This is a genomic window from Bacillus sp. UNC322MFChir4.1, from assembly GCF_000746135.1.
GTDB lineage: Bacteria > Bacillota > Bacilli > Bacillales > Bacillaceae_G > Bacillus_A.
Window position 1 is genome coordinate 59,428 of record NZ_JQKQ01000014.1, and the last position, 21,546, is coordinate 80,973.

Sequence of the window (21,546 nt, forward strand, 5' to 3'; positions counted from 1 at the left end):
CTACGCCGTTCCGCTGTCTTCGCCAATGAATAATATTTATGCCTTTCCGCTTGACCTTGTTTAGGGCGTCCCGCATCATGGGCTGAGTGGGAAGGACAACGGCTAGGGCATAGAATATCTACCTTACATCGCAAAAAAATAATAAAATTAATGCGATATAAAATAGGTATTCTGCTAACGCTCATGGTCTATCGGATTAAGGTATCCGTATAGTATGCACCTCGTTTGAACACTAGATTTTCACCTACAACGAACTTTTAACATATTATGCTTGTCCAACATGCCAAAGGATTTAGGGAAGGAATTGCACTGCTGACATATCCTTAATTACTCGTAACCTAATTTTATCTTTCTTGTTCGTTGCTACCTGTACCGTAGTACACCAAGCAACCAGCCGAACCGTTTATGGGCGTTCTCCCCTAGACTAGATACAAGCGAAACGAGGAACGCTTATAATGTATCTACGCTGCGTTATTGCATCGGTGCAGCTGACCTTTTACGTTTTTATAGCGGGACGGCTTCCGCTTTTTGACTTACCGCAGCAGTACCTAAAAAAGACAGCACTTAAGAAGCCTTGCATTCCTCGAATTTTTTCGATAAAATGAAGGTACTGAATGACGGTATCGTCCTATATTCAATTGTCGTTGAATGTACGTTTTTTCGTTATTTGGTTTTATTTAATCGACGAATATTATTTGGGTAATCAACCGTTGGCGCGGTCTACCCTACGTGAACGTCTTGGCGGACGTTCTTTTTTATTTACAAGAAACTCCGTAAACTTTCCGCAACTTCTTCTTTATCTAAATGTAAATAACGCGTTGTAACGGCTATATCGCTATGACCTAACGCTTTAGATATCAATGCTATATTTGCACCTTTCTTAAGCAAATTCTTAGCAAAACCTCTTCTTAAGGCGTGCGGGTTAATGTTTTTCAATCCATAATCCTTCGCATACTTACTTAATCGTTTTGTTATATTGTTATTTGTCGGACTCGTTGCAATTTGTCCACCGCTTTTTGTAATAAATAAATAATCGTTACGTACTTTATTTTCTTTTCGAATAATATCGTTTTGTTTCATAAGAACGTCTAACAATCGCATAAGCACATCATCAAAAGGTAAATGTATCGACTCATGATTTTTAATAATACCGCCGTCAATTCTTAATAATTTCGCATCTAAATTAACGTGCTTATGCTCTAGTTGCGATAAAGTTCCGACACGTATTCCAGTCTGATACATAATTAATATAGCGGCTGCATCACGTAACTCTATAAAGTGCGTTAAATCGAGCATTGATAGCAGAATATTAATTTCGCGGTCAGTCGCTCCCTCTTTAACAGGACTATCAACCTTTATTTTGACATTTCGCCAAAAATTAATATCAATCCAACCATTATCGAAACAACGCCCTAAAAACGCCTTTAGGCACTTTAAACGTGTTAATTTCGTTTGATTACTCACTTCCATAGACGATAACCACAAGTAAATATGGTTAACGTTCAGTTCTTCGATAAACTGTGCGCCCGTTATTTCGATAAAGTGGTTAACATGTAATTCGTAGTCACTAATCGTACGCTTACGCAATCCTGTCGCTTTCATTTGACGAATAACTGTAGCGAGTGCTTTTTCAATCGTAAAACCTTTCGTACATTCCTTTTTCGGTTTATCGCTAAAAACATTCGATAAATCTACCGCGACCATTAAAGAATCTTTTCTTTTAGACATAAAAAAATAAGCCCCCTAATTCGCTGTTGACCGATCATTGACCGTTTCAACTAACGAACTAGAAGGCTTATATATTGCGGAATTTGACGTTACCGCAAAGGTTTTTTTAGCGTCCCAGGAGAGATTCGAACTCCCGACCGACGGCTTAGCTTACCACCATAGCTTTCGCTACCAGCAAATACTGTTTGTAGTCTGGACTATATCTTCACCATTTCAGGTGCGACACGTGTAGTCTCTACGGAACCTCACGATGATTTTCATCATACTTTAGAGTTTTTACCATCAAGGTGATTCCTTGATCATTCAAGACTCCTCAATCTTCTTTAGAAGATCGTAAGTTTCCTCGGTATTACCATCAGCCGTACTGTTAAGGCTTCACCGATATAGTGTCGTCCACTTTATAGGTTCTTGTTTCCCTATAAAGGCTCCTATTCTTGAAGGCCGTTGCTCTATCCTGCTGAGCTACTGGGACATGGAGCGGGTGAAGAGAATCGAACTCTCGACCAGAGCTTGGAAGGCTCTTGTTTTACCACTAAACTACACCCGCGTCATATGATTTTTTCTAATTGCCTCATCGACATTATTCATTATATTATCGATACCAACGAAAGTCAACACCATTTTTTTAAAAATAGGGTGAAGAATTTTTCACCCTATTTTAAATGTTTTTTGTGCTACGATTGTTCCTTCTAAAGTAAGAAAACGAACGTCCATGATACCCTCTTCTATTTCAAGTAAGGCAAATGTTTTTTCTCTGCGCGAGCGCGGCAAAAGAATGCTTCCTGGATTGATAAACAAAATATCGTCTAAGATTTCTGCTCCTAATATATGCGAATGACCGAAGCATACGACATTAGCCTCAGCTTCTTTCGCGCGATATAAAAGTGTTTGCAGCGTCATTTTAATATTGTATAAATGTCCATGTGTGACGAGAAAACGTGTATTTTGCACTTCTGTGATGATGTCATTTGGAAAGGATCCCGTAAAATCACAGTTTCCTTTCACTACATGAAACCCTTCTAGTTCAGAATGCTGAGATGTTAATTCCGAATCACCGCAATGAATCATCACATCTACGTTTCCCTCGTACTGCTCCTTTAATTGCTTTAGCTCTTTCACAGAACTGTGACTGTCGCTCACAATTAACGCCTTCATCGGTTTCGCTCCCTTATTCTTCTCCTAAAAACCAGACTGGAATTTTTTCTTCTAATTTACGAAGCGCACGTCCGCGGTGACTAATTTTATTTTTCTCATCCGATGACAATTCCGCCATTGCGCTTTTGTATTCTTCTACATAAAAAATAGGATCGTATCCAAATCCATTTTCCCCGCGCTGCTGCTGCAAAATCTTTCCTTCACACGTACCATTTACAAGCAATGGTTCTTTATCTTCTTGCGGGAAGGCAACGGCTAGTGCGCAGTAAAAACGTGCTGTACGTTTCTCCATCGAAATATTCTCTAGTCCGTCTAACACTTTTTGAATGTTAGCTTGGTCGTCCTTTTGTTCACCTGCATAACGAGCAGAGTGTACTCCTGGTTTCCCCTGCAATGCATCTACAATTAAACCAGAATCATCAGCAATTACAATTTCACCTAGCTGTTTACATAGATGTTCCGCTTTTAAAATGGCGTTTTCTTCAAACGTTTCACCCGTTTCCTCTACTTCTTCAATATGAGGAAAATCATAAAGTGACTTTACTTCTAAATCAAACTTTTCAAATAGCTCCGCAAATTCACGTACTTTGCCAGCATTCTTTGTTGCTACGACAACTTGTTTCATATTTCCACCTCTATTCCATATGAGTTACAATATCACCTAATGCTTCTTTTTGGATTTCAACAAGCTGCAGAATCCCATGTTCCGCTACATCAAGTAACTCGTTCAATTCGCCGCGGCTAAATGTCGCTTCTTCTCCTGTGCCTTGCACTTCAACAAAGTGTCCTTTTCCTGTCATAATGACATTCATATCAACATTCGCCTTAGAATCTTCTGCATAATTTAAATCTAATACAATACCATGCTCATCAACGACTCCAACAGACGTTGCCGCCAAGAAATCTTTCACTGGAATTTTCGATACTTTTCCTGCTTCCACAAGCTTCTCAAATGCTAACACCATCGCTACATACGCACCGGTAATCGAAGCTGTTCTCGTTCCACCATCAGCTTGAATAACATCACAGTCAATCCAAATTGTTTTTTCACCAAGTGCTTCTAAGTCAACAACAGCACGTAATGCTCGTCCAATTAAACGTTGAATTTCCATTGTACGCCCTGTTACTTTTCCTTTACTTGATTCACGGATCGTACGCTGTTCTGTTGCACGAGGAATCATGGAATACTCTGCGGTAACCCATCCTTTTCCTTCCCCTCTCATAAATGGAGGAACTCGATCTTCAATCGTCGCTGTACAAATCACCTTTGTATCACCAACTTCAATTAGTACCGATCCTTCTGGATGTTTCAAATAATTCGTATGAATATGTATACGGCGCAGCTCTGATGCTTGTCTACCATCTACTCGCATAAAAATAACCCCCTTGTAACTACTACTTGTTAGTATAGCCCATTAAAAATTCATGTTATGTATCGCATTAAAAGAAGGGGAATTAACTGTATTCCCCTTCTCTTCCTCTATTCAGTATATCAAATTATTTCTGTTTAAAAACTACCTGTATTCACGTTTTGTGGACGATCAATCGGTTTTATTAATTTATCGCCTTTTTCTGTAACAAGATTTGCCTTTCCATTCACTTGAATGGACACATTTTTCACGTCTTGTTTTTCAGTTAAAGATAACACAAGCGACTGCAATACATAGTTAGAAATCTTACTTTTATTTTTATCCACATAAATATTTTCATTAAAGTTCAATGTCACTGTCCCTTTTTCAAGTTTTGGCTCATTGATCAGCCTCACATCTGGATTAAAGTCATATGTTAACGCCGACTTTTGCGACGGTCCTTTCACAAGCTCTTTCACAATTGTCGCAGTTTCATTTTCTTTCCCTTCAGCAACGCGGCGTGTTACTGGCACATAATACGTCTGCTTATTATTTTGCGCTAAGAAATACAGCGTAATTGGTTTTGTATTTGCAAGATCCGCAACTTGTTCATCATCAAAGTTAATACCATTCGCTCGGCTGAACCCATTACCAATCGGTGTTCCAGCAACAGGCATTTTCGTTAAATCTTGCCCATTCATGCTGAACTTCACATTCTTTACTTCTTTAAACTGTGTTAATGTCCAAGTAACCGCTTCTACAATACGACGCTCTTCTTCTTTTTTATAGTTTTTCAGTTCTTTTGAAAAATCAACAACTGCAGTTCCATCCTTTTGCAAATCAATTTTCACTTCTGTATCCGCTGGGAGCACAGCTTGAAATCCATTTGGCAATACATTCGTTACTGGTCCTTCTTTCACTAAATATTGTAATGACTGCTTAATCACCGCGTTATCTTTCGGAACAGGTAACTGCACCGTTTGCGGCACAACATAACCATTTTTATCTACAAGATATAGATCTAATTTTTTTGTTTCCCCTTGTTTTGCAGTTTCCTTCTTCTCACCATCCGTATATGTTACTTTCTTAGGCGGATCAATTTGCTCTGTTGCTTTTTCCTTATTAAACAAACCGCACCCTGTTAATAAAACTGTACTTAATGTAGCACAAACAATCCATTTGAAAGTCGATTTAGGCATACGCTTTCCTCCTAAAAAATCTAAGTTTGTACTATATATATACGAGCCTCTATCTTACTTTAGAACAAGCAATGACAACTTATCTTCAAAAAGATCTGTACAAATTTGAATAATTTATGAATCCTTCAAAGATGTGATAAATATCACATCTCCTTATTTTCCAAAACTTTTATAATACAAGTATAAAAGTTTGTTAAACATTTCACAAAAAAGAAGGGAAATGAATATGAAAACACGTTTAGTCATGATCGGGAATGGTATGGCCGGGATACGCTGCATTGAGGAAATTTTAAAACAAAACGATACCTTATATGACATTACCATTTTTGGAGATGAGCCGCATCCAAACTACAATCGCATTATGCTCTCCCACGTCCTACAAGGAAAGACAAACATGCAAGATATCGTTATGAACGAATATAGTTGGTACGAAGAAAATGATATTACATTGTATACAAATGAAAAAGTGCTGAAAATTGATCGGGAAGAACAAGTCATTGTTACAGACAATAATCGTCTTGTTACGTACGATAAACTTATTATCGCAACAGGATCCAGCGCATTTATTTTACCTGTAGAAGGTGCAAATCTTCCTGGTGTAACAGGTTTTCGCACAATTGAAGATACACAATTTATGATCGATACGGCTAAGCAATATAAAAAAGCAGTCGTCATCGGCGGTGGATTACTTGGTTTAGAAGCCGCTCGAGGACTTATTGATTTAGGAATGGATGTACACGTTGTTCATTTAACCTCACACTTAATGGAGCAACAACTCGATACGAAAGCAGCTTCACTACTACGCGAAGATTTAGAATCACAAGGTATGAAGTTCCTTATGGAAAAGAAAACAGTAAAAATTCTTGGCACAAACCACGTTGAAGGCATTCAATTTGCAGATGGCGATATTGTAGAATGCGATTTAATCGTCATGGCTGTTGGAATACGCCCAAATACACAATTAGCAAAAGACGCTGGTTTAATTGTAAACCGCGGGATTGTCATTAATGACTATATGCTGACAAATGATCCTTCGATCTATGCAGTTGGTGAATGTGCCGAGCACGACGGGATTGCCTACGGCCTTGTTGCACCGCTCTATGAGCAAGGTGCTGTATTAGCAAAACACATTACAAATACACAAACAAACGGATATACCGGCAGCATCGTCGGTACACAATTGAAAGTGGCAGGATGCGATTTGTTCTCTGCTGGTCAAATTTATGAAGATGATAAGGCAAAAGCAATCTCTATTTTTGACGAATGTACACGTTCCTATAAAAAAGTTCTCATCCAGGACAACAAGGTCGTTGGTGTTGTTTTATACGGCGATGCAACTGACGGTACACGTCTCTTTAACATATTAAAAAAAGAAGAAGATATACAAGAATACACAGCAGCTTCTCTTCTTCATAAAGCTGGTGAAGATAGCGGACTTGACGTTGCAAGTATGAGTGCTGATGAAACTGTTTGCGGATGTAACGGCGTCACAAAAGGAGCGATTGTTCACGCTATTTTAGAACAAGACTTAACAACATTCGAAGAAGTAAAAGGATGTACAAAAGCAGCAGGGTCTTGCGGGAAATGTCGCCCAGTTGTGGAACAAATTTTATCTCATACACTTGGAGATAACTTCGATGCTTCCGTCCAAATTACAGGCATGTGCGGGTGCACAACATTATCTCGCGATGAAGTAGTAGCTGCAATTCATGAGAAAGGGTTAAAGTCTCCGAAAGAAGTGCGAAACGTCCTTGGCTTCGCACACGAAGAAGGCTGTTCAAAATGTCGCCCTGCATTAAATTACTATTTACGTATGATTTGTCCAGAAGAGTATGCTGATGATAAAGCATCCCGCTTCGTTAACGAAAGAATGAATGGAAACATTCAACATGACGGTACATTTTCTGTGATTCCACGTATGTACGGCGGCGTTACAACAGCTGATGATTTAATGAAAATTGCAGAAGTTGCGAAGAAATACGACGTCCCGCTCGTGAAAATAACAGGCGCAAGCCGCATCGGTTTATATGGTGTGAAAAAAGAAGATTTACCAAAAGTGTGGGCTGATCTTGATATGAGTTCTGGCTACGCCTATTCGAAGTCTCTTCGCAATGTAAAATCATGCGTCGGATCCCGCTTCTGCCGCTTCGGTACAAAGGATTCATTAGGACTCGGCATGTTGCTTGAGCAGTCATTAGAAATGGTAGATACACCGCATAAAATGAAAATGGGTGTAACAGGTTGTCCGCGTAACTGTGCAGAGGCATTAACGAAAGACTTCGGCGTCGTTTGTGTTGAAAATGGCTTCCAGCTTTATATTGGAGGTAACGGAGGTACAGAAGTACGTGAAGCTGACTTTGTAATGATTGTCCCTTCAGAAGAAGATGTACTTCGCATCGCCACAGCGTACGTACAATACTACCGTGAAACTGGTATTTACGGCGAACGTACAGCTCCTTGGGTAGAACGAATAGGCCTAGATCAAATAAAAGCAGTACTACAAGATGAAAGCATGGTCGCTATATTAAATGAACGCTTCCAGGCAGCACGGAATACCTATGAAGAAGCTTGGGGACAAGCACTAGAAACACAATCATTAAAAACGATGTATGAAGTAGAGATTGTAAAGTAAGGAGCGATTAATATGTTACAAACGAAAGAAAAAATAAAAATTATGTCTGCCGTAGATCTTCCCGTACAAATCGGTAAAGAAGTACGCATCAAGGATCTGTCTATTGCCTTATTTCGCCTTGCAAACGGCGACATTCGCGCTGTAGAAAATCGGTGTCCTCATAAAAACGGACCACTAGCGGAAGGAATTGTTTCAGGCGAATTTGTCTTTTGTCCGCTGCATGATTGGAAAATTTCATTACGAACAGGTGAAGTACAAAAACCTGATGACGGTTGTATTCAAACGTACGAAGTACAAATTATTGATGGCGATATTTATATATACATGTAACTTATACAAGGAAGCCTCTTCTCGGCTTCCTTTCCAGTAAAAACAGATGAGGTGTGGAGATGAACGGATACGTATATTTAGTTGGTGCAGGACCTGGTGATGAAGGGCTTATTACAAAAAAAGCAATCGAGTGCTTACAAAAAGCAGATATTGTTTTATATGACCGCTTGTTGAATCAAAATTTACTTCGCTATACAAAGGCAACATGTGAACTGGTCTATTGCGGGAAAATGCCAACCAATCATATTATGCGCCAAGAAATGATTAACGCTCATTTACTTCAATCTGCCAAAGAAGGTAAGATCGTTGTTCGCTTAAAAGGCGGAGATCCCTCTATATTTGGCCGAGTTGGTGAAGAAGCGGCTGCTTTAGCAGCAGAAAATATTCCATATGAGATTGTACCAGGTATTACATCTAGCATCGCCGCTAGCGCGTATGCCGGCATCCCTCTCACCCATCGCGATTACAGTAATAGCGTGACATTACTAACCGGTCATACAAAGGGACCGATTCAGGATCACGTCAACTACAACTCACTCTTAAATAGTGATACTGTCGCCTTTTACATGGGCATTAAAAATTTACCGACTATTTGCGAAAACTTACTGCAAACCGGAAGAAAAAAAGATACACCAGTAGCAGTCATCGAGTGGGGGACAACGGGAAGACAGCGAGTTGTTACAGGTACGCTCTCCACAATTGTTGATATCGTCAACAAAGAGCACATTTCCAACCCTTCCATGACAATTGTTGGGGATGTCGTATCCTTACGAAAACAAATCGCTTGGAAAGAACGTAAACCATTACACGGAAAAAAAGTTTTACTTGCTTCTTCATCAAATAAAACAAGTAAAGCAGAGCAACAATTACAAGAAGCCGGAGCAGAAACATATCAAATTCCAACTTTCAAAAAACGAGATTATACGTTAACACAGGAACAACTCCGTGAAATATTTGATGCTAAGCGTCTTGTTTTCTGTTCAGCCGACAGCGTAGCGATCTTATTACAGTCATGCGCACAGCATCGGAAAGATATCCGTTCCTTACAAGGAGTTCTCCAGCATATGAATCATGCTGCCGAGGAAGCCCTTATGAAATATGGACTCTTCAGTGAACAAGCAAGTTTTTCTACAAAACCTACTGTGTATTTAGGACGGAATATTAATCGAATTGCTGTTATTCAAGAAAAAATCGGCGCTGGTTCTTATATAATGACACATGAATATCAAATCGATCATCGTTTTGATGAAATTCATACACGTATGCTCTCTGAATTCACATGGGATAGCATCGTATTTGAAGGGCGCGCCGCAATTGATACATTTATAGCAGAAGTGAAACGCCTTGGTTTCATGCGTATTGTCAATTTACCATTCTCGTATACAGATGAACAAACTTTACAGTACGCAAATAAAATCGGACTTCAAAACATCGATTCTGAATTACAAGCGATTTTTAATGAGAAAGAAGTGAATACACAATGAAAGGAATTGTTTATATTGGGCACGGAAGTCGATTACAAGAAGGCAATGAGCAATTCATCCACTTTGTCCAGTCCGTTATAAAAGAACGAAGTGAAGATATTCAAAAAATCGGCTTTCTTGAACTTACAACACCAACTGTTCAGGATGCAATTACAGAAGCAATTTTAGACGGAGCAACCGAGATTTTACTTGTCCCTGTCTTATTATTTGCAGCGGCTCATTATAAACGTGACGTTCCTTTCGAAATTGAGCAAATGAAAAAGCGCTACCCGCATATTACATTTTCAGTTGTACCACCTTTCAGTACACACCCGCTCATGATTGAACTTGTAATCAAAAGAATACGTCAAGCTATGCCCATACAAGATAGCGAAATTCTACTCGTCGGTCGAGGTAGTAGTGATCCTCAGCCTATACATGAATTGCAGGAAATCGGGGCAGCGGTTGAACGAAAAATTGGCATACCAGTTTCCTGCTCTTTTTTAACAAAAGGTACACCTTCTTTTACCGAAGAACTTAATCGCACGGCAACATCAGCTCAGCACGTATATGTCATGCCATACCTTCTCTTTACCGGGTTATTACTTCGGAAAATTGAGCGCCGTGTACATACATATACGAACGTTACAACATGTAATTGCCTTCAATTTGATTCCTATATGAAGTCCGCATTATTAGAACGAATGGAGGAATCTGTATATGTGTAACTTATATCCCCTTGTCTGTAACTTACAAGGAAAGCGTGTTGTCATTATCGGGGGCGGTAAAATCGCATACCGAAAAGCGTGTGGATTGCAGGATACAGGAGCCATTGTCACCGTTGTGAGTCCGGAAATTTGCGAGGAAATGCAGAAACTCTCCTATATTACATGGAAACAAAAAACATTTACAGATGAAGACATAAAAGATGCTCATCTCATTTACGCCGCAACAAACCATCACGATGTAAATATGAAGGTCAAACAAGCAGCGCATGATTTTCAGTGGGTGAACATCGTAAGCGACGGCACACAATCATCTTTTCACACACCTGCAGTTATTCGAAATCATGAGTATATAGTAAGTATATCTACTTCAGGTAAACATCCAGCATCTGCGAAACGACTCAAGCAAGAACTATCAGCTGTTCTTCCGCAGCTTATCAAGTGAAACCTCCATCAGCGGCTTCCTCCCCCACTGATGGAAGCCAAACAAAAGATACTATCCCAAAGGTTTCACTTTTCGGTATGATTCAGCTCAGCAAATTGACCACTTGGATGTCGAATATCGAAGCGCCCATATATTGCAAAGAACGGTCGATAACGAAAAAAAGGCTGACCTCAAAAGGTACTTATGTGCCTTTTAGGTCAGCCTCTTTATATAATTTTTTTAACTTACTAGTTACATAAACAGTAGCTTTATAAAACGACATGCTTCACATTCTCAATTGGTTGTCCAAACCACTTCGAAGCAATTTCTTTAAACACATCAATTTCTCCTGTCGTTAAGAACAGATGGTCACTTTGCTCTTCTATGTCATACAACATCTTACTATGATACAGAATCGTGCTTACTTCACGAGCCGTTTCATCACCTGAACTAATCAATTGTACAGAATCGCCCATAACCCGCCCAATAACTGGTCCTAAAATCGGATAATGTGTACATCCTAAAATTAATGTATCCATCTCCATTTTCTTCAATGGCTGCAACGTTTCTCTTACTACTTCGTACGCCATTTCGCTCTCAAAGTTTCCGCTCTCGACAAGCTCAACAAACGGCGGACAAGCCAAACTCTCTACTAATACGCGGTTGTTAATCGATTTTAACGCCTCTTCATACGCACCGCTTTTCACTGTTCCAATCGTTCCAATTACACCGACATGGTATGTTTTTGTCACTTTCAGTGCAGTACGCGCGCCTGGGTGAATGACACCCACAACCGGAATAGGTAATTTCTTTTGCATTTCTTCAAGCACAACTGCCGCTGCAGTATTACAAGCAATTACAAGCATCTTAATATTCTGTGCTAATAAATGCTCTGTCATTTCCCATGTAAATTGTCTTACTTCTTCACGAGATCGCGGACCATACGGGCAACGTGCTGTATCTCCTAAATATATAATTCGCTCTTTCGGTAATTGCCGAATTAATTCTTTCGCTACTGTTAAACCACCAACACCTGAATCAATTACACCAATCGCTCTATTCAAAACAATCGCCCCGTTTTCTCTTTCATAATCTAACTGTACATTTCCAAACAGTGCACTCATTCATAGAATAATAGAAGGTTCACCTTATGTACATGAATAGACCTTTTTATTTTCCTCCTTTTTCTAGTAATTTGCAAGATACAAAAATAACCGGCTTTTCTCTACATGAAAGCCGGCTTCATCCTTTATAATTCAAGCTCTCCCATACGAAGGAGCTCGACAACTGCTTGTGAGCGCCCCTTAACTCCTAGCTTTTGCATTGCATTTGAAATATGATTACGTACAGTTTTTTCACTAATAAAAAGTTCACTTGCAATTTCTTTCGTTGTTTTATCTTGAACGAGTAACTCAAATACTTCTCTTTCTCTTTTTGTGAGTAACGGTTTAGATTGATATTCTTTTTCCTTCAATTGGTATAACCCTCCCTGCTTAAGCCAGAGCTGTATGTGTGTAAATTGGGTGTTTATTTAGTCAAGATATTGTATGAATAGAAGCAAGGCGTGGTGAATACAAATAAGCAGAAATTGCATGTATTTATAAAAATTTTTTTCACTTTCACAAGCTTTGTCCACTAATGCGGAATAAAGCGATCATTTTCACTTTAAAAGCGCAATATAATTCGATAGTTCCTGTTCATTACTACATAAAAAATGATGAATCATGAAAAGGAGAGGCGTTCATGACAGAAAAAAGATTGTGCAGATCTTCAACAGATAAAGTGTTTCTTGGCGTATGCGGTGGTTTAGGAGAATATTTCGGCGTAAGCACCAGTATGATTCGCATTCTTTGGCTAATCGCTATCTTATGTTTCGGAACAGGTTTTTTAGCTTATTTCATTCTTATGTTACTTATGCCTAGTTCTTATGAATAAGGGCGCTGCTTTCTACGGTGCACTTTTCTTCGTTTTGCTTTAAATGAAATGGAACCTAGCCTTGCATGATAGAAGGCCACGCTCTTACGAAAAGAAAGACACAGGTTCCACTGTGCCTTTCTTTTATCTCTTTTCTTCTTTATGGAGCATTCCTTTGTCCGCTTTTTCTAACAAATACTCGTTCGCTAAAACGAGGAATACACTAGACGTCCATGTGAATGCTAAATCGCGCAAGCCTTGACCCGTTTGTGCGTGGAAATTTTCGGCCATGCCGTTTTCATTAGCCATTATACAAAAGCGACCTGCAATATCTTGCGCAAATTCATGTTGCCCGATCGCTTTTAGAGCTTCAATCATAATTAATGTTGTCGGTGCCCAAATTGGACCGCGCCAATATCCATCTTCCCTATAGTAAGGACTTCTTATACTTTCTGTCGCAAACCCATACTTTGTGAGAAAACGATTTTCTTCTTTTAAATCAGCAAGCAAGCATTGAATCATTTCTTTCGGTAATCTTTTCCCCAAAATCAGCGGTATATACAGTACAAGACTTTCTGATACTTCATATGAATGCTCACCAGAGCACGGAGCAATAAAACGATTTTCTCTCCAGCAATGCTGAATCATACGATCAAGTGTCTTATTTGCTCTGTTTTCCCATTCCTGTGATGCTTCTGTAAATCCAAGTTTCTCTGCAATCTCTGCTAGTACTTCCATTTGTAAAATAAGAAATGCACTTAAATCGGGGCTCTCAACAGGAGCACCGTGATGAAAAATTGTGCTATTGTCCCAGCCACTATCATTTCCATGGTTATATTGAGGAATCCCATCTTTATCATCATCACGATACGTAAACCACCAATTTGTCCATTTACATAATGGCTCATACACTTCTTGTAAATGCTTGTCTGTTATAAAATCTGTCCGCTCCATCATCCATTTGAGAGTCCATCCATGGATAGGTGGTTTACAACAATTCCAAAGTACAAATTTATCATTAATATAATCAGGTAATACACCGCACTCATCTTGTTTATCAAAGAAAATCATAAATTGGTCCCATGCCGCTTTCGGTTGATGCACCGCTAACGCCATTGCATTAAAACAATGATCCCAACTCCATATATTTGTCATCCAGTTCTTCGACATATACATCGCCTGCCTTGGTAAATACCCTTCTGCTTCTACCATACAAGACCATGTAATGTATGCTGCTAACTCTCTCCCTTTTGACAAATTTTCTGGGGCAGTTAATGTATGGTGCACCCAATTTACAAAGTCCATTTCAACAGCACGCGCTGCTTCTATGAATGTTTTCCTCTCCTTTGTTTTGCGCAGCACTGTTTTATACTCCGTTAATTCCACATCAATCTCAGACTCCTCATCCTGTGCACAAATATCAGCAATAATATGTTTACAACGAAGCTCTTCAAACGGAGCGTCCATTTGTATAACACCGCTTATCGTCGATAGGTGAAATCTCATTTCTTTCGAAAAGCTATTAATTTCAAAGCCATCTTGCGCACTTGGAATACAATAATCATAGGAGCCAATAATTCCAATGAAACGGAGATTTAATTGCTTCGAATAAAAACGAATTGTATTCACATCAGAAAAACAAATGTTTACATCGCCTTCCGCTGTTTGGAGCGTTAGTACCGATGGTGTCATCTTCGTTTCACACGATAAAACTTCCCCTTTACGATTTAACACTTCTATTTTAAAAACTTCGCCAAAATCATCGTCACCACCGCGAATATTTCGAATGAGTAACCCATTATCATTGTTTAAAGAAATGACTAAAAAAGAACCGTGCCGACTAAATGGCACTTGCTGCATATCAAACATTTTCATCTCCCCGCCTTTTCCACACCGAATAGTTTACTGTTTTTTCTGAATATTCCGCCTGGTTATATTTTAACAAAAATTATTATTAAGGATGTAATTTTTTCTAAGGAAGTATTAAACTTCATACAAAAAAGAGCACTTCCATATATAAGAAGTACTCCCTTTTTTAGTCGCTCTGTACCTATCACTAAACAAAAAAATGGCATAACAAATAAAAATGCTGAATAAAAATTGTATAACCATTCCTTATTTTGTTATCAAAATAATATTTCATTTTCCATTTATACTCAAAAAAACCTAATTCTGTGTTACAATACATTTTTCATAGATGTTAGAAGGAAAATTATGTTAAAAAAAGCAATCGCTGAATTTATTGGTACTTTTGTACTTGTATTATTCGGAACTGCAACAGCTGTTTTAGGCGGCGGAATTGAAGGAATTGGAACGTTAGGAATCGCAATGGCTTTCGGATTATCAATTGTTGCTATGGCATATAGCATTGGAACAATTTCTGGATGTCATGTAAATCCGGCGGTATCAATTGCCATGTTTGTAAACAAACGAATGAATGCTATGGAGCTTATTTACTATATAGTAGCCCAAATTTTAGGTGGTTTATTAGGAACTGCAACATTAGTGACAATTTTAAACTCTTCTAATATGACTTTAGATAACTTAGGACAAAATAGCTTTGGGAATCTTGGATCATCAGGATCTTTCTTAGTTGAATTTGTGTTAACATTCGTCTTTATTTTAGTTATTGTTGCTGTGACAGGTAAAAAAGGTAACGCACAGTTCGCTGGATTAGTAATTGGTTTCACATTAGTATTAGTTCACTTACTAGGTATTCCGTTAACAGGAACTTCAGTCAACCCTGCACGTAGCCTAGCACCAGCTTTATTCGCTGGCGGAGAAGCTTTATCTCAATTATGGGTATTCATTGTCGCTCCAATTCTTGGTGGTATCGTTGCTGCCATTGTAGGGAAATTCGTATTAAATACTGAAAAATAGAATTTTCATTTTTTCTGAAAGTAAAAAGGCGAGCTCATTCATATGAGACTCGCTTTTTTACTTTTGAATTTTCGATTGTAAATTTGCAACAAGTTGCTGAACTGATACATTCGCAAGTACATTCTCCATCGCTTCTTGTGCTTGCATTAATATAATCTCTAATACGGATTGAATATTCGCTCCTACTGGACATTCAATGTTAGGATTTTCATGGAAAGAAAATAGATGCCCTTCTTCAACTACTTCCACTGCTTTATATACATCAAGTAATGTAATTTCATCTAAATCACGAGCAAGTGACGTACCGCCTTTTCCAGCTTGAACATCAACAAGACCCGCTCTCTTCAACATTCCTGTAATGCGACGAATCACAACTGGATTTGTATTCACACTGCCAGCAATCCATTCAGAGGTACAGCGAGAGTTTCGATCTATCGCCAGTAACGTTAACATATGAACACCTACTGTAAAACGGCTACTAATTCCCATCTGCACATCCTCCTTTACGTTCATTCTATTAAAAGATAATACATATCATTATATACTATTTCTTGTTTATGCATAAGGAAAAGCAAGACCCTCTTAGAATAAGGGGAACAAAAATCGCAATCAAATTAGCAAAAAAAGCTTGGATACTGCCCAAGCTTTTTTATCTCGCATTAACCCCTTCGTGAGAAAAATCAACTAACCTAATTTCACGACTTCACTCCCTTTTATAGAGCTTATTCATGACTAACAGACTTTCCCTTATTGATATTCCAACCTTCTATTTCAAATAGATCGTTTATTAATGACGCTTAATAAATTTAGCTAAATCTTTAAATTTCACTTTATCAGAGTAGCTCATGACACCGTTGACGTAAATACGACTTGTAACAAAGTTTAAGAGGATGATTGTTGCAAGTAATAACGATAAGGAAATGCTAATTTCTAAAACGCCAGCTTCTCCGGCTACAACCCGGGAGAATGTAACCATCGGCGTAAAGAAAGGAACATAGGAACTAATCACAACAATTGTACTATTTGGGTCAGATAATGATTTCATACTAATGAAAAACGCTGCCATAATTAAAATTGCGACTGGAAATGATACTGATTGTAAGTCTTCCGTTTTTGATACAACAGCTCCAGCTGCCGCATACATCATCGCATATAATAAATAACCAGTAATGAAAAATACAATAAACAGACTAATAACTTTTGCATCTAACTTTGCAAAATCAATTGGAAGACCAAATAAAGACGCATTATCTAAATCGATCCATCCAATTAAAACTGGAACGAGAAAACCACATGCAAGGATAGCAATTTGTAGTAACGCTGTCGTAACAACAGCAAGAATTTTAGCGTACATCATATACAATGGTTTCACTTTCGAAAGCATAATCTCCATAACACGAGAAGATTTTTCTGATGCGATATTCATCGCAATTGTATTTCCAAACGCCATGATAAACATATATAGTACAAATATAAACACATATGCAATACCGAAGGAGGAAGCACGATCTTTAATCGCTTCTTCTTTCACCGAAATATCTGTTTGTAATTGCTGCGCTACATCAGACGGCACTTTATATTTCGAAAGAATCACTTGCGTATATTGCTGTTTCAAATAGCCTGCTATAATAGTAGACGTTGCTTTACTTGGAAAACCATTGTACATATACGTTACTTCAGGTACTCCATTTTTTTCTGTAACGTAAAAGAGACCATCTAACTCCCCTTCTTCAACTTGTTTACGAACTTTTTCTAACTGTTCTTTCTTTTCTACTTGCACTTTAGCTGATGGAAGAATTTTATTTAGTAACTCTTCTTGCACGGTATACGTCGAACTATCCATTACGATTGCCAGCTTATCTTTGTCATTATTTTTATCTTTATCAGAAGTGAAGTGATTAAAAGCAAAAACTCCAAATACTACTAAAAATAAAATACCACTTGTAATCAGTGATTTTTTAGAAAGAAATGATTCTCTAAAATAAAATGAAAACACATGAAAAAATTTACGCATTCTTATTTCGCCCTTTCTACAAAGATTTCATTTAAGGTCGGTTCTAGCATTTTAAACTGACGTAAATGCACACCTTGATCTTGTAATTTTTGTAAGATTGATAGGGCTTCTGTATCTTCCTGAACTTTAGTATAAAGATAACCAAGACGTTTCTCATACACAATCTGTAATGTTTGCAATGCTTTTTCATTTTCTTCATTATCTTCAATTGTTAAGTTTCGAAATCCGTATTCTTTTTTTATATCACTTAAGTGACCTTTTACAACCGCTTCACCTTGTTTCAAAATACACACTTGCTGACAAAACGATTCAACTTGTTCCATACGATGACTTGATAAAATAATGGTTTTCCCTCTTTGAACTTGTTCTTCAATAATATTCGCTAGCATTTCAGCATTTACAGGATCCAATCCACTAAACGGTTCATCTAAAATGAGTAATTCCGGGTCATGGAGAAGCGCTGCGACCAATTGAATTTTTTGTTGATTCCCCTTCGACAATTCCCCTGCAACCTTATGCTTATATTCAGGGATCGCTAACTTACCTAACCAATAATCAATGGCTGCATCCACTTCTTTTTTTGTCATTCCTTCTAATCTCCCAAAATAGCGAAGCTGATCAATGACTCGGCTTTTCGTATACAAACCTCTCTCTTCTGGAAGATAACCTATTGTTACTCCACTCTTCGAAATCTCTTTCTCATCCCACATAATACTGCCCTCATTTGGCGTTAATAAACTTAACAGCATTTTAATGGTTGTTGTTTTTCCTGCACCGTTTCGCCCCAGCAGCCCCAATACTTCACCTTTTGGTAAGGTAAGATTTAAATGATCCACTGCAACATTTTCACCAAACAGCTTGGTTAATTGTTGAATCTGCAATGTCATACTTTTTCTCTCCTTAAAATTGGTCTTATACATTTAATCATATTCAAAATACACATATTTTTACCATATTTTATTATAACATTGCGTACACTACGTTATATATGTATATCAATATACAAAATTTTATATCCTATTTATTATGTTATTGTGATATAATTTACAATTGAATTATACACCTTAGGAGGACACTATGAAGAAGAGAAAATTAGCAACACTGCTATCTGTTGCATTGTTATCTACAACTTTAACAGCGTGCAACATGAAAGCAGAACAGACATCAGCAAAAGCAAAAGAAGAAAAAGTCCAACTGACAGAACAACAATTAATGGCTGACTTGTGGTACCAAACATCTGGTGAAGCGAAAGCATTATATCACCAAGGCTACAACATCGGTACACAAAAGCTAGATGCAATTCTCGCTAAGGGTACAAGCAAGAAACCAGCTGTTGTACTAGACTTAGATGAAACTGTTGTTGATAACAGTCCTCATCAAGCAATGTCCGTGAAAGCAGGAAAAGGCTATCCTTATAAGTGGGATGACTGGATTAATAAAGCGGAAGCAGAAGCTCTTCCTGGCGCAATTGATTTCCTAAAACACGCAGAAGCAAAAGGTGTAGATATTTACTACATTTCAAATCGTAAAACAAATCAATTAGATGCGACGATTAAAAACTTAGAACGTATCGGTGCTCCGCAAGCAACGAAAGAACACATCTTACTACAAGAACCGAAAGAAAAAGGAAAAGAAAAACGTCGTGAACTCGTTTCAACAACGCACGATATTGTCTTATTATTTGGCGATAATTTATCAGACTTCATTGGTTTTGATGGATTATCCACACAAGATCGCAATAAAAAAGTAGAAGAATTAAAAGCACAATTTGGCGAGAAATTTATCGTTTTCCCAAATCCTATGTACGGTGACTGGGAAGGTTCTTTATATAACTATGACTTTAAAAAAACAGATGCAGAAAAAGATAAAATTCGCAGAGACAACTTAAAATCATTTGAAGATAAAAAATAAAGGATGGCACTGTGCCATCCTTTATTTTTTATCGGCGCTTTTCATGATATATCGACCACTTTTTAGAATATATCGGCGCTTCGACATGATATAAAGACTGCTCGACAATATTCGCTAAAATAATCGAAAATTCGCCTCAAACGTTCAAGGCAACTTTACATATTTACTTTGATAAATCAGAAGATTTATTAAACGTTTTAATTTAATAATTCGAATAACATTCGACCTTTTTTTACAAATTTCTTTCTTTTTCATTACATCATGACTCCTTTATTCCTTTTTATACAAGATAGATTTATAATGTAAAAAGATATTTAAGTACAAGCATTTTAGAAAGGAATACATCGATTAAAAATGATGAAAAAAAGAATTATAAAAAGGACCCTTTTCATTTCAACTATTATTCTCATTGTTATTTTTTCAATAATTTTTCTGTCCAAATCTTTTGTACATAATCAAGCAGAAGCAGTTGAAACAAAAAAGCATACTGAGCATCCAAAAGAAAACATTCCAATGTTCCCAAAAGCAATTGAGACAGCTAAAAAAACAGATGATCAATATTATCTTGTCAATGATCCTGATTCATTACTTGTGTTAGTCAACAAACATCGAAAGCTACCAGACTCTTATACACCAAGTGATTTAACAAAGCCAAATGTTCCATTTTTATATCCGAAAGATAAAGAAAAAGCACTGCTTCGTAAGCCCGCAGCGGATGCTCTAGAAACAATGTTCGAAACAGCAAAAAAACAAGGAATTGAACTTACAGCTGTATCAGGATTTCGCTCTTATAAACGACAACAGTCACTACACAACACTTATGTAAATCGTCAAGGAAAAGAAGCTGCTGATACGTTAAGCGCTATTCCAGGAACTAGCGAACATCAAACAGGACTTGCTATGGATATTAGCTCTGAATCCGCAAATTGTCAATTGGAGGCTGTATTCGGAGAAACACCTGAAGGAAAATGGGTGGCAGAGCATGCTCACGAATTTGGATTTATTATCCGATATCCGAAAGATAAAACAACTATTACAGAATATGCTTACGAACCATGGCATCTTCGTTTTGTCGGAAATCCGCATGCTACATATTTATATACGCATCACCTAACATTAGAAGAAGCGACAGAAGACAAAAAATAAGAGAGCTATGCGCTCTCTTATTTTATTAATCTAATAACCTTTGTTTCCATTCTACTGACCACGGTACTCCTTTTCCTGTTTTTTTAGAAGCCTGTACCATCGCACCGCGTCCCACTAAACAAATTTCTCCTGCCTCATTCTTCACCATATAGTGTAGATCTAAAGATGAATTCCCGACATTTTCTGCTTTTACATACACTTTTAAGTTCTCGTCAAAGAATACTTGTTTCAAAAAATTACATTGTAAATCTGCTACTACAATCATCGTTTCTGACGATTCATGCACCCACTCTTGCATAAAACCAAGTTCTTTAAAAAATTCAATACGAGCTAATTCAAAATAAGTAAACGCAACACCATTATTCATATGCCCAAACATATCCGTTTCACAAAAACGAACCTTTACAGGAATATAAAATGAAAATGCACTCTCCCACTCTTCAAAATGTTCAATATAATGAATCTGCTTCACAAACACCCATCCCCCTTCTCATATACTCCACTTTCATATTATTTGATTTTTCCGAATTTTAAAACCAAAACGCACTCTCGTCTTCTCCCTTTGTTTTCCCCCAGCCGCTTCTATACATGGCTAGAACCTCTCGCCAACCTAAAAAAAGAAAAATGCTTTTATGTTTTGTATTCATATCCCTATAAAAATTGCCTCTTCAAACCG

Annotated in this window: 21 protein-coding genes and 1 tRNA gene; 9 read left to right on the top strand and 13 right to left on the bottom strand. The window is 37.7% G+C overall.

Annotated features, from left to right (window positions below):
* Positions 1-759: 759 nt before the first annotated feature.
* The 6 genes from BR72_RS07515 to BR72_RS07540 all read right to left on the bottom strand — a co-directional run bounded on the left by BR72_RS07515 (position 760) and on the right by BR72_RS07540 (position 5,431).
* Positions 760-1,728, bottom strand: coding sequence for a tyrosine-type recombinase/integrase (locus BR72_RS07515; protein WP_035431592.1), 969 nt, complete (start codon positions 1,726-1,728; stop codon positions 760-762).
* 473 nt (positions 1,729-2,201) lie between these two features.
* Positions 2,202-2,275: transfer RNA gene (locus BR72_RS07520), tRNA-Gly, on the bottom strand.
* Positions 2,276-2,376: 101 nt separating this feature from the next.
* Complete coding sequence (locus BR72_RS07525; RefSeq protein ID WP_035431594.1) at positions 2,377-2,883, bottom strand: metallophosphoesterase; 507 nt, start codon at positions 2,881-2,883, stop codon at positions 2,377-2,379.
* Between the two features lie 13 nt (positions 2,884-2,896).
* Positions 2,897-3,508, bottom strand: coding sequence for an XTP/dITP diphosphatase (locus BR72_RS07530; protein ID WP_035431597.1), 612 nt, complete (start codon positions 3,506-3,508; stop codon positions 2,897-2,899).
* 10 nt (positions 3,509-3,518) lie between these two features.
* The gene (gene rph / locus BR72_RS07535; RefSeq protein WP_035431599.1) at positions 3,519-4,256 is read right to left on the bottom strand and encodes a ribonuclease PH; all 738 of its coding nucleotides are present in this window, start codon (positions 4,254-4,256) and stop codon (positions 3,519-3,521) included.
* A gap of 134 nt (positions 4,257-4,390) precedes the next feature.
* Positions 4,391-5,431, bottom strand: a complete 1,041-nt coding sequence (locus tag BR72_RS07540; protein ID WP_035431601.1) for a GerMN domain-containing protein — start codon at positions 5,429-5,431, stop codon at positions 4,391-4,393.
* 226 nt (positions 5,432-5,657) lie between these two features.
* Between BR72_RS07540 and nirB the strand changes: the two genes are divergently transcribed.
* The 5 genes from nirB to BR72_RS07565 are packed head-to-tail and all read left to right on the top strand — an operon-like array spanning position 5,658 to position 11,026.
* Positions 5,658-8,063, top strand: a complete 2,406-nt coding sequence (nirB, locus tag BR72_RS07545) for a nitrite reductase large subunit NirB (RefSeq protein ID WP_035431603.1) — start codon at positions 5,658-5,660, stop codon at positions 8,061-8,063.
* Between the two features lie 12 nt (positions 8,064-8,075).
* Positions 8,076-8,393 (top strand): nitrite reductase small subunit NirD, encoded by a 318-nt coding sequence (nirD, locus tag BR72_RS07550; protein ID WP_035431605.1) that lies wholly within the window; start codon positions 8,076-8,078, stop codon positions 8,391-8,393.
* A gap of 59 nt (positions 8,394-8,452) precedes the next feature.
* Positions 8,453-9,877, top strand: coding sequence for a uroporphyrin-III C-methyltransferase (locus BR72_RS07555; protein WP_035431608.1), 1,425 nt, complete (start codon positions 8,453-8,455; stop codon positions 9,875-9,877).
* Entirely contained in the window at positions 9,874-10,584 is a 711-nt protein-coding gene (locus BR72_RS07560) for a sirohydrochlorin chelatase (RefSeq protein ID WP_035431610.1), read from the top strand. The genes BR72_RS07555 and BR72_RS07560 overlap by 4 nt, the downstream gene beginning before the upstream one ends.
* Entirely contained in the window at positions 10,577-11,026 is a 450-nt protein-coding gene (locus tag BR72_RS07565) for a precorrin-2 dehydrogenase (RefSeq protein ID WP_035431612.1), read from the top strand. The genes BR72_RS07560 and BR72_RS07565 overlap by 8 nt, the downstream gene beginning before the upstream one ends.
* A 248-nt stretch (positions 11,027-11,274) precedes the next feature.
* Here the strand turns inward: BR72_RS07565 and racE are convergent, their stop codons facing one another.
* Complete coding sequence (racE, locus tag BR72_RS07570; RefSeq protein WP_051957253.1) at positions 11,275-12,129, bottom strand: glutamate racemase; 855 nt, start codon at positions 12,127-12,129, stop codon at positions 11,275-11,277.
* 125 nt (positions 12,130-12,254) lie between these two features.
* Positions 12,255-12,479, bottom strand: coding sequence for a spore germination transcription factor GerE (gerE, locus tag BR72_RS07575; RefSeq protein WP_020060005.1), 225 nt, complete (start codon positions 12,477-12,479; stop codon positions 12,255-12,257).
* A gap of 269 nt (positions 12,480-12,748) precedes the next feature.
* On the opposite strand from gerE, the gene BR72_RS07580 reads away from it, so the two are divergent.
* Positions 12,749-12,940 (top strand): PspC domain-containing protein, encoded by a 192-nt coding sequence (locus BR72_RS07580; protein ID WP_035431615.1) that lies wholly within the window; start codon positions 12,749-12,751, stop codon positions 12,938-12,940.
* A 123-nt stretch (positions 12,941-13,063) separates the two neighbouring features.
* Here the strand turns inward: BR72_RS07580 and BR72_RS07585 are convergent, their stop codons facing one another.
* Positions 13,064-14,788 (bottom strand): amylo-alpha-1,6-glucosidase, encoded by a 1,725-nt coding sequence (locus BR72_RS07585; protein WP_035431617.1) that lies wholly within the window; start codon positions 14,786-14,788, stop codon positions 13,064-13,066.
* A 345-nt stretch (positions 14,789-15,133) separates the two neighbouring features.
* Here BR72_RS07585 and BR72_RS07590 point away from each other — a divergent pair, with 345 nt between their 5' ends.
* Positions 15,134-15,799 carry an MIP family channel protein gene (locus tag BR72_RS07590; RefSeq protein WP_035431618.1) on the top strand — a complete coding sequence of 222 codons (666 nt, stop codon included), beginning with the start codon at positions 15,134-15,136 and terminating at the stop codon, positions 15,797-15,799.
* A 57-nt stretch (positions 15,800-15,856) separates the two neighbouring features.
* On the opposite strand, the gene BR72_RS07595 is transcribed toward BR72_RS07590, so the two are convergent.
* The 3 genes from BR72_RS07595 to BR72_RS07605 all read right to left on the bottom strand — a co-directional run bounded on the left by BR72_RS07595 (position 15,857) and on the right by BR72_RS07605 (position 18,700).
* Entirely contained in the window at positions 15,857-16,288 is a 432-nt protein-coding gene (locus tag BR72_RS07595) for an Rrf2 family transcriptional regulator (protein WP_035431619.1), read from the bottom strand.
* A 298-nt stretch (positions 16,289-16,586) separates the two neighbouring features.
* Positions 16,587-17,813 carry an ABC transporter permease gene (locus BR72_RS07600; protein WP_035431621.1) on the bottom strand — a complete coding sequence of 409 codons (1,227 nt, stop codon included), beginning with the start codon at positions 17,811-17,813 and terminating at the stop codon, positions 16,587-16,589.
* 2 nt (positions 17,814-17,815) lie between these two features.
* A complete protein-coding gene (locus BR72_RS07605; RefSeq protein ID WP_035431623.1) occupies positions 17,816-18,700 on the bottom strand; it encodes an ABC transporter ATP-binding protein in 885 nt (294 codons plus the stop codon).
* Between the two features lie 190 nt (positions 18,701-18,890).
* Between BR72_RS07605 and BR72_RS07610 the strand changes: the two genes are divergently transcribed.
* Positions 18,891-19,724 (top strand): 5'-nucleotidase, lipoprotein e(P4) family, encoded by an 834-nt coding sequence (locus tag BR72_RS07610; protein ID WP_035431625.1) that lies wholly within the window; start codon positions 18,891-18,893, stop codon positions 19,722-19,724.
* Between the two features lie 372 nt (positions 19,725-20,096).
* Positions 20,097-20,870 (top strand): M15 family metallopeptidase, encoded by a 774-nt coding sequence (locus BR72_RS07615; protein ID WP_371261867.1) that lies wholly within the window; start codon positions 20,097-20,099, stop codon positions 20,868-20,870.
* 25 nt (positions 20,871-20,895) lie between these two features.
* Here the strand turns inward: BR72_RS07615 and BR72_RS07620 are convergent, their stop codons facing one another.
* Entirely contained in the window at positions 20,896-21,342 is a 447-nt protein-coding gene (locus tag BR72_RS07620) for an acyl-CoA thioesterase (protein WP_035431627.1), read from the bottom strand.
* Positions 21,343-21,546 lie beyond the last annotated feature (204 nt).

Coding starts and splice junctions, on each gene's coding strand:
- BR72_RS07540 (WP_035431601.1), bottom strand. CDS start 5,431: ATGCCTAAATCGACTTTCAAATGGATTGTTTGTGCTACATTAAGTACA.
- BR72_RS07585 (WP_035431617.1), bottom strand. CDS start 14,788: ATGTTTGATATGCAGCAAGTGCCATTTAGTCGGCACGGTTCTTTTTTA.
- BR72_RS07595 (WP_035431619.1), bottom strand. CDS start 16,288: ATGGGAATTAGTAGCCGTTTTACAGTAGGTGTTCATATGTTAACGTTA.
- BR72_RS07565 (WP_035431612.1), top strand. CDS start 10,577: ATGTGTAACTTATATCCCCTTGTCTGTAACTTACAAGGAAAGCGTGTT.
- BR72_RS07525 (WP_035431594.1), bottom strand. CDS start 2,883: ATGAAGGCGTTAATTGTGAGCGACAGTCACAGTTCTGTGAAAGAGCTA.
- BR72_RS07590 (WP_035431618.1), top strand. CDS start 15,134: ATGTTAAAAAAAGCAATCGCTGAATTTATTGGTACTTTTGTACTTGTA.
- BR72_RS07600 (WP_035431621.1), bottom strand. CDS start 17,813: ATGCGTAAATTTTTTCATGTGTTTTCATTTTATTTTAGAGAATCATTT.
- rph (WP_035431599.1), bottom strand. CDS start 4,256: ATGCGAGTAGATGGTAGACAAGCATCAGAGCTGCGCCGTATACATATT.
- BR72_RS07580 (WP_035431615.1), top strand. CDS start 12,749: ATGACAGAAAAAAGATTGTGCAGATCTTCAACAGATAAAGTGTTTCTT.
- BR72_RS07555 (WP_035431608.1), top strand. CDS start 8,453: ATGAACGGATACGTATATTTAGTTGGTGCAGGACCTGGTGATGAAGGG.
- nirB (WP_035431603.1), top strand. CDS start 5,658: ATGAAAACACGTTTAGTCATGATCGGGAATGGTATGGCCGGGATACGC.
- racE (WP_051957253.1), bottom strand. CDS start 12,129: ATGAGTGCACTGTTTGGAAATGTACAGTTAGATTATGAAAGAGAAAAC.
- nirD (WP_035431605.1), top strand. CDS start 8,076: ATGTTACAAACGAAAGAAAAAATAAAAATTATGTCTGCCGTAGATCTT.
- BR72_RS07515 (WP_035431592.1), bottom strand. CDS start 1,728: ATGTCTAAAAGAAAAGATTCTTTAATGGTCGCGGTAGATTTATCGAAT.
- BR72_RS07560 (WP_035431610.1), top strand. CDS start 9,874: ATGAAAGGAATTGTTTATATTGGGCACGGAAGTCGATTACAAGAAGGC.
- BR72_RS07610 (WP_035431625.1), top strand. CDS start 18,891: ATGAAGAAGAGAAAATTAGCAACACTGCTATCTGTTGCATTGTTATCT.
- BR72_RS07530 (WP_035431597.1), bottom strand. CDS start 3,508: ATGAAACAAGTTGTCGTAGCAACAAAGAATGCTGGCAAAGTACGTGAA.
- BR72_RS07605 (WP_035431623.1), bottom strand. CDS start 18,700: ATGACATTGCAGATTCAACAATTAACCAAGCTGTTTGGTGAAAATGTT.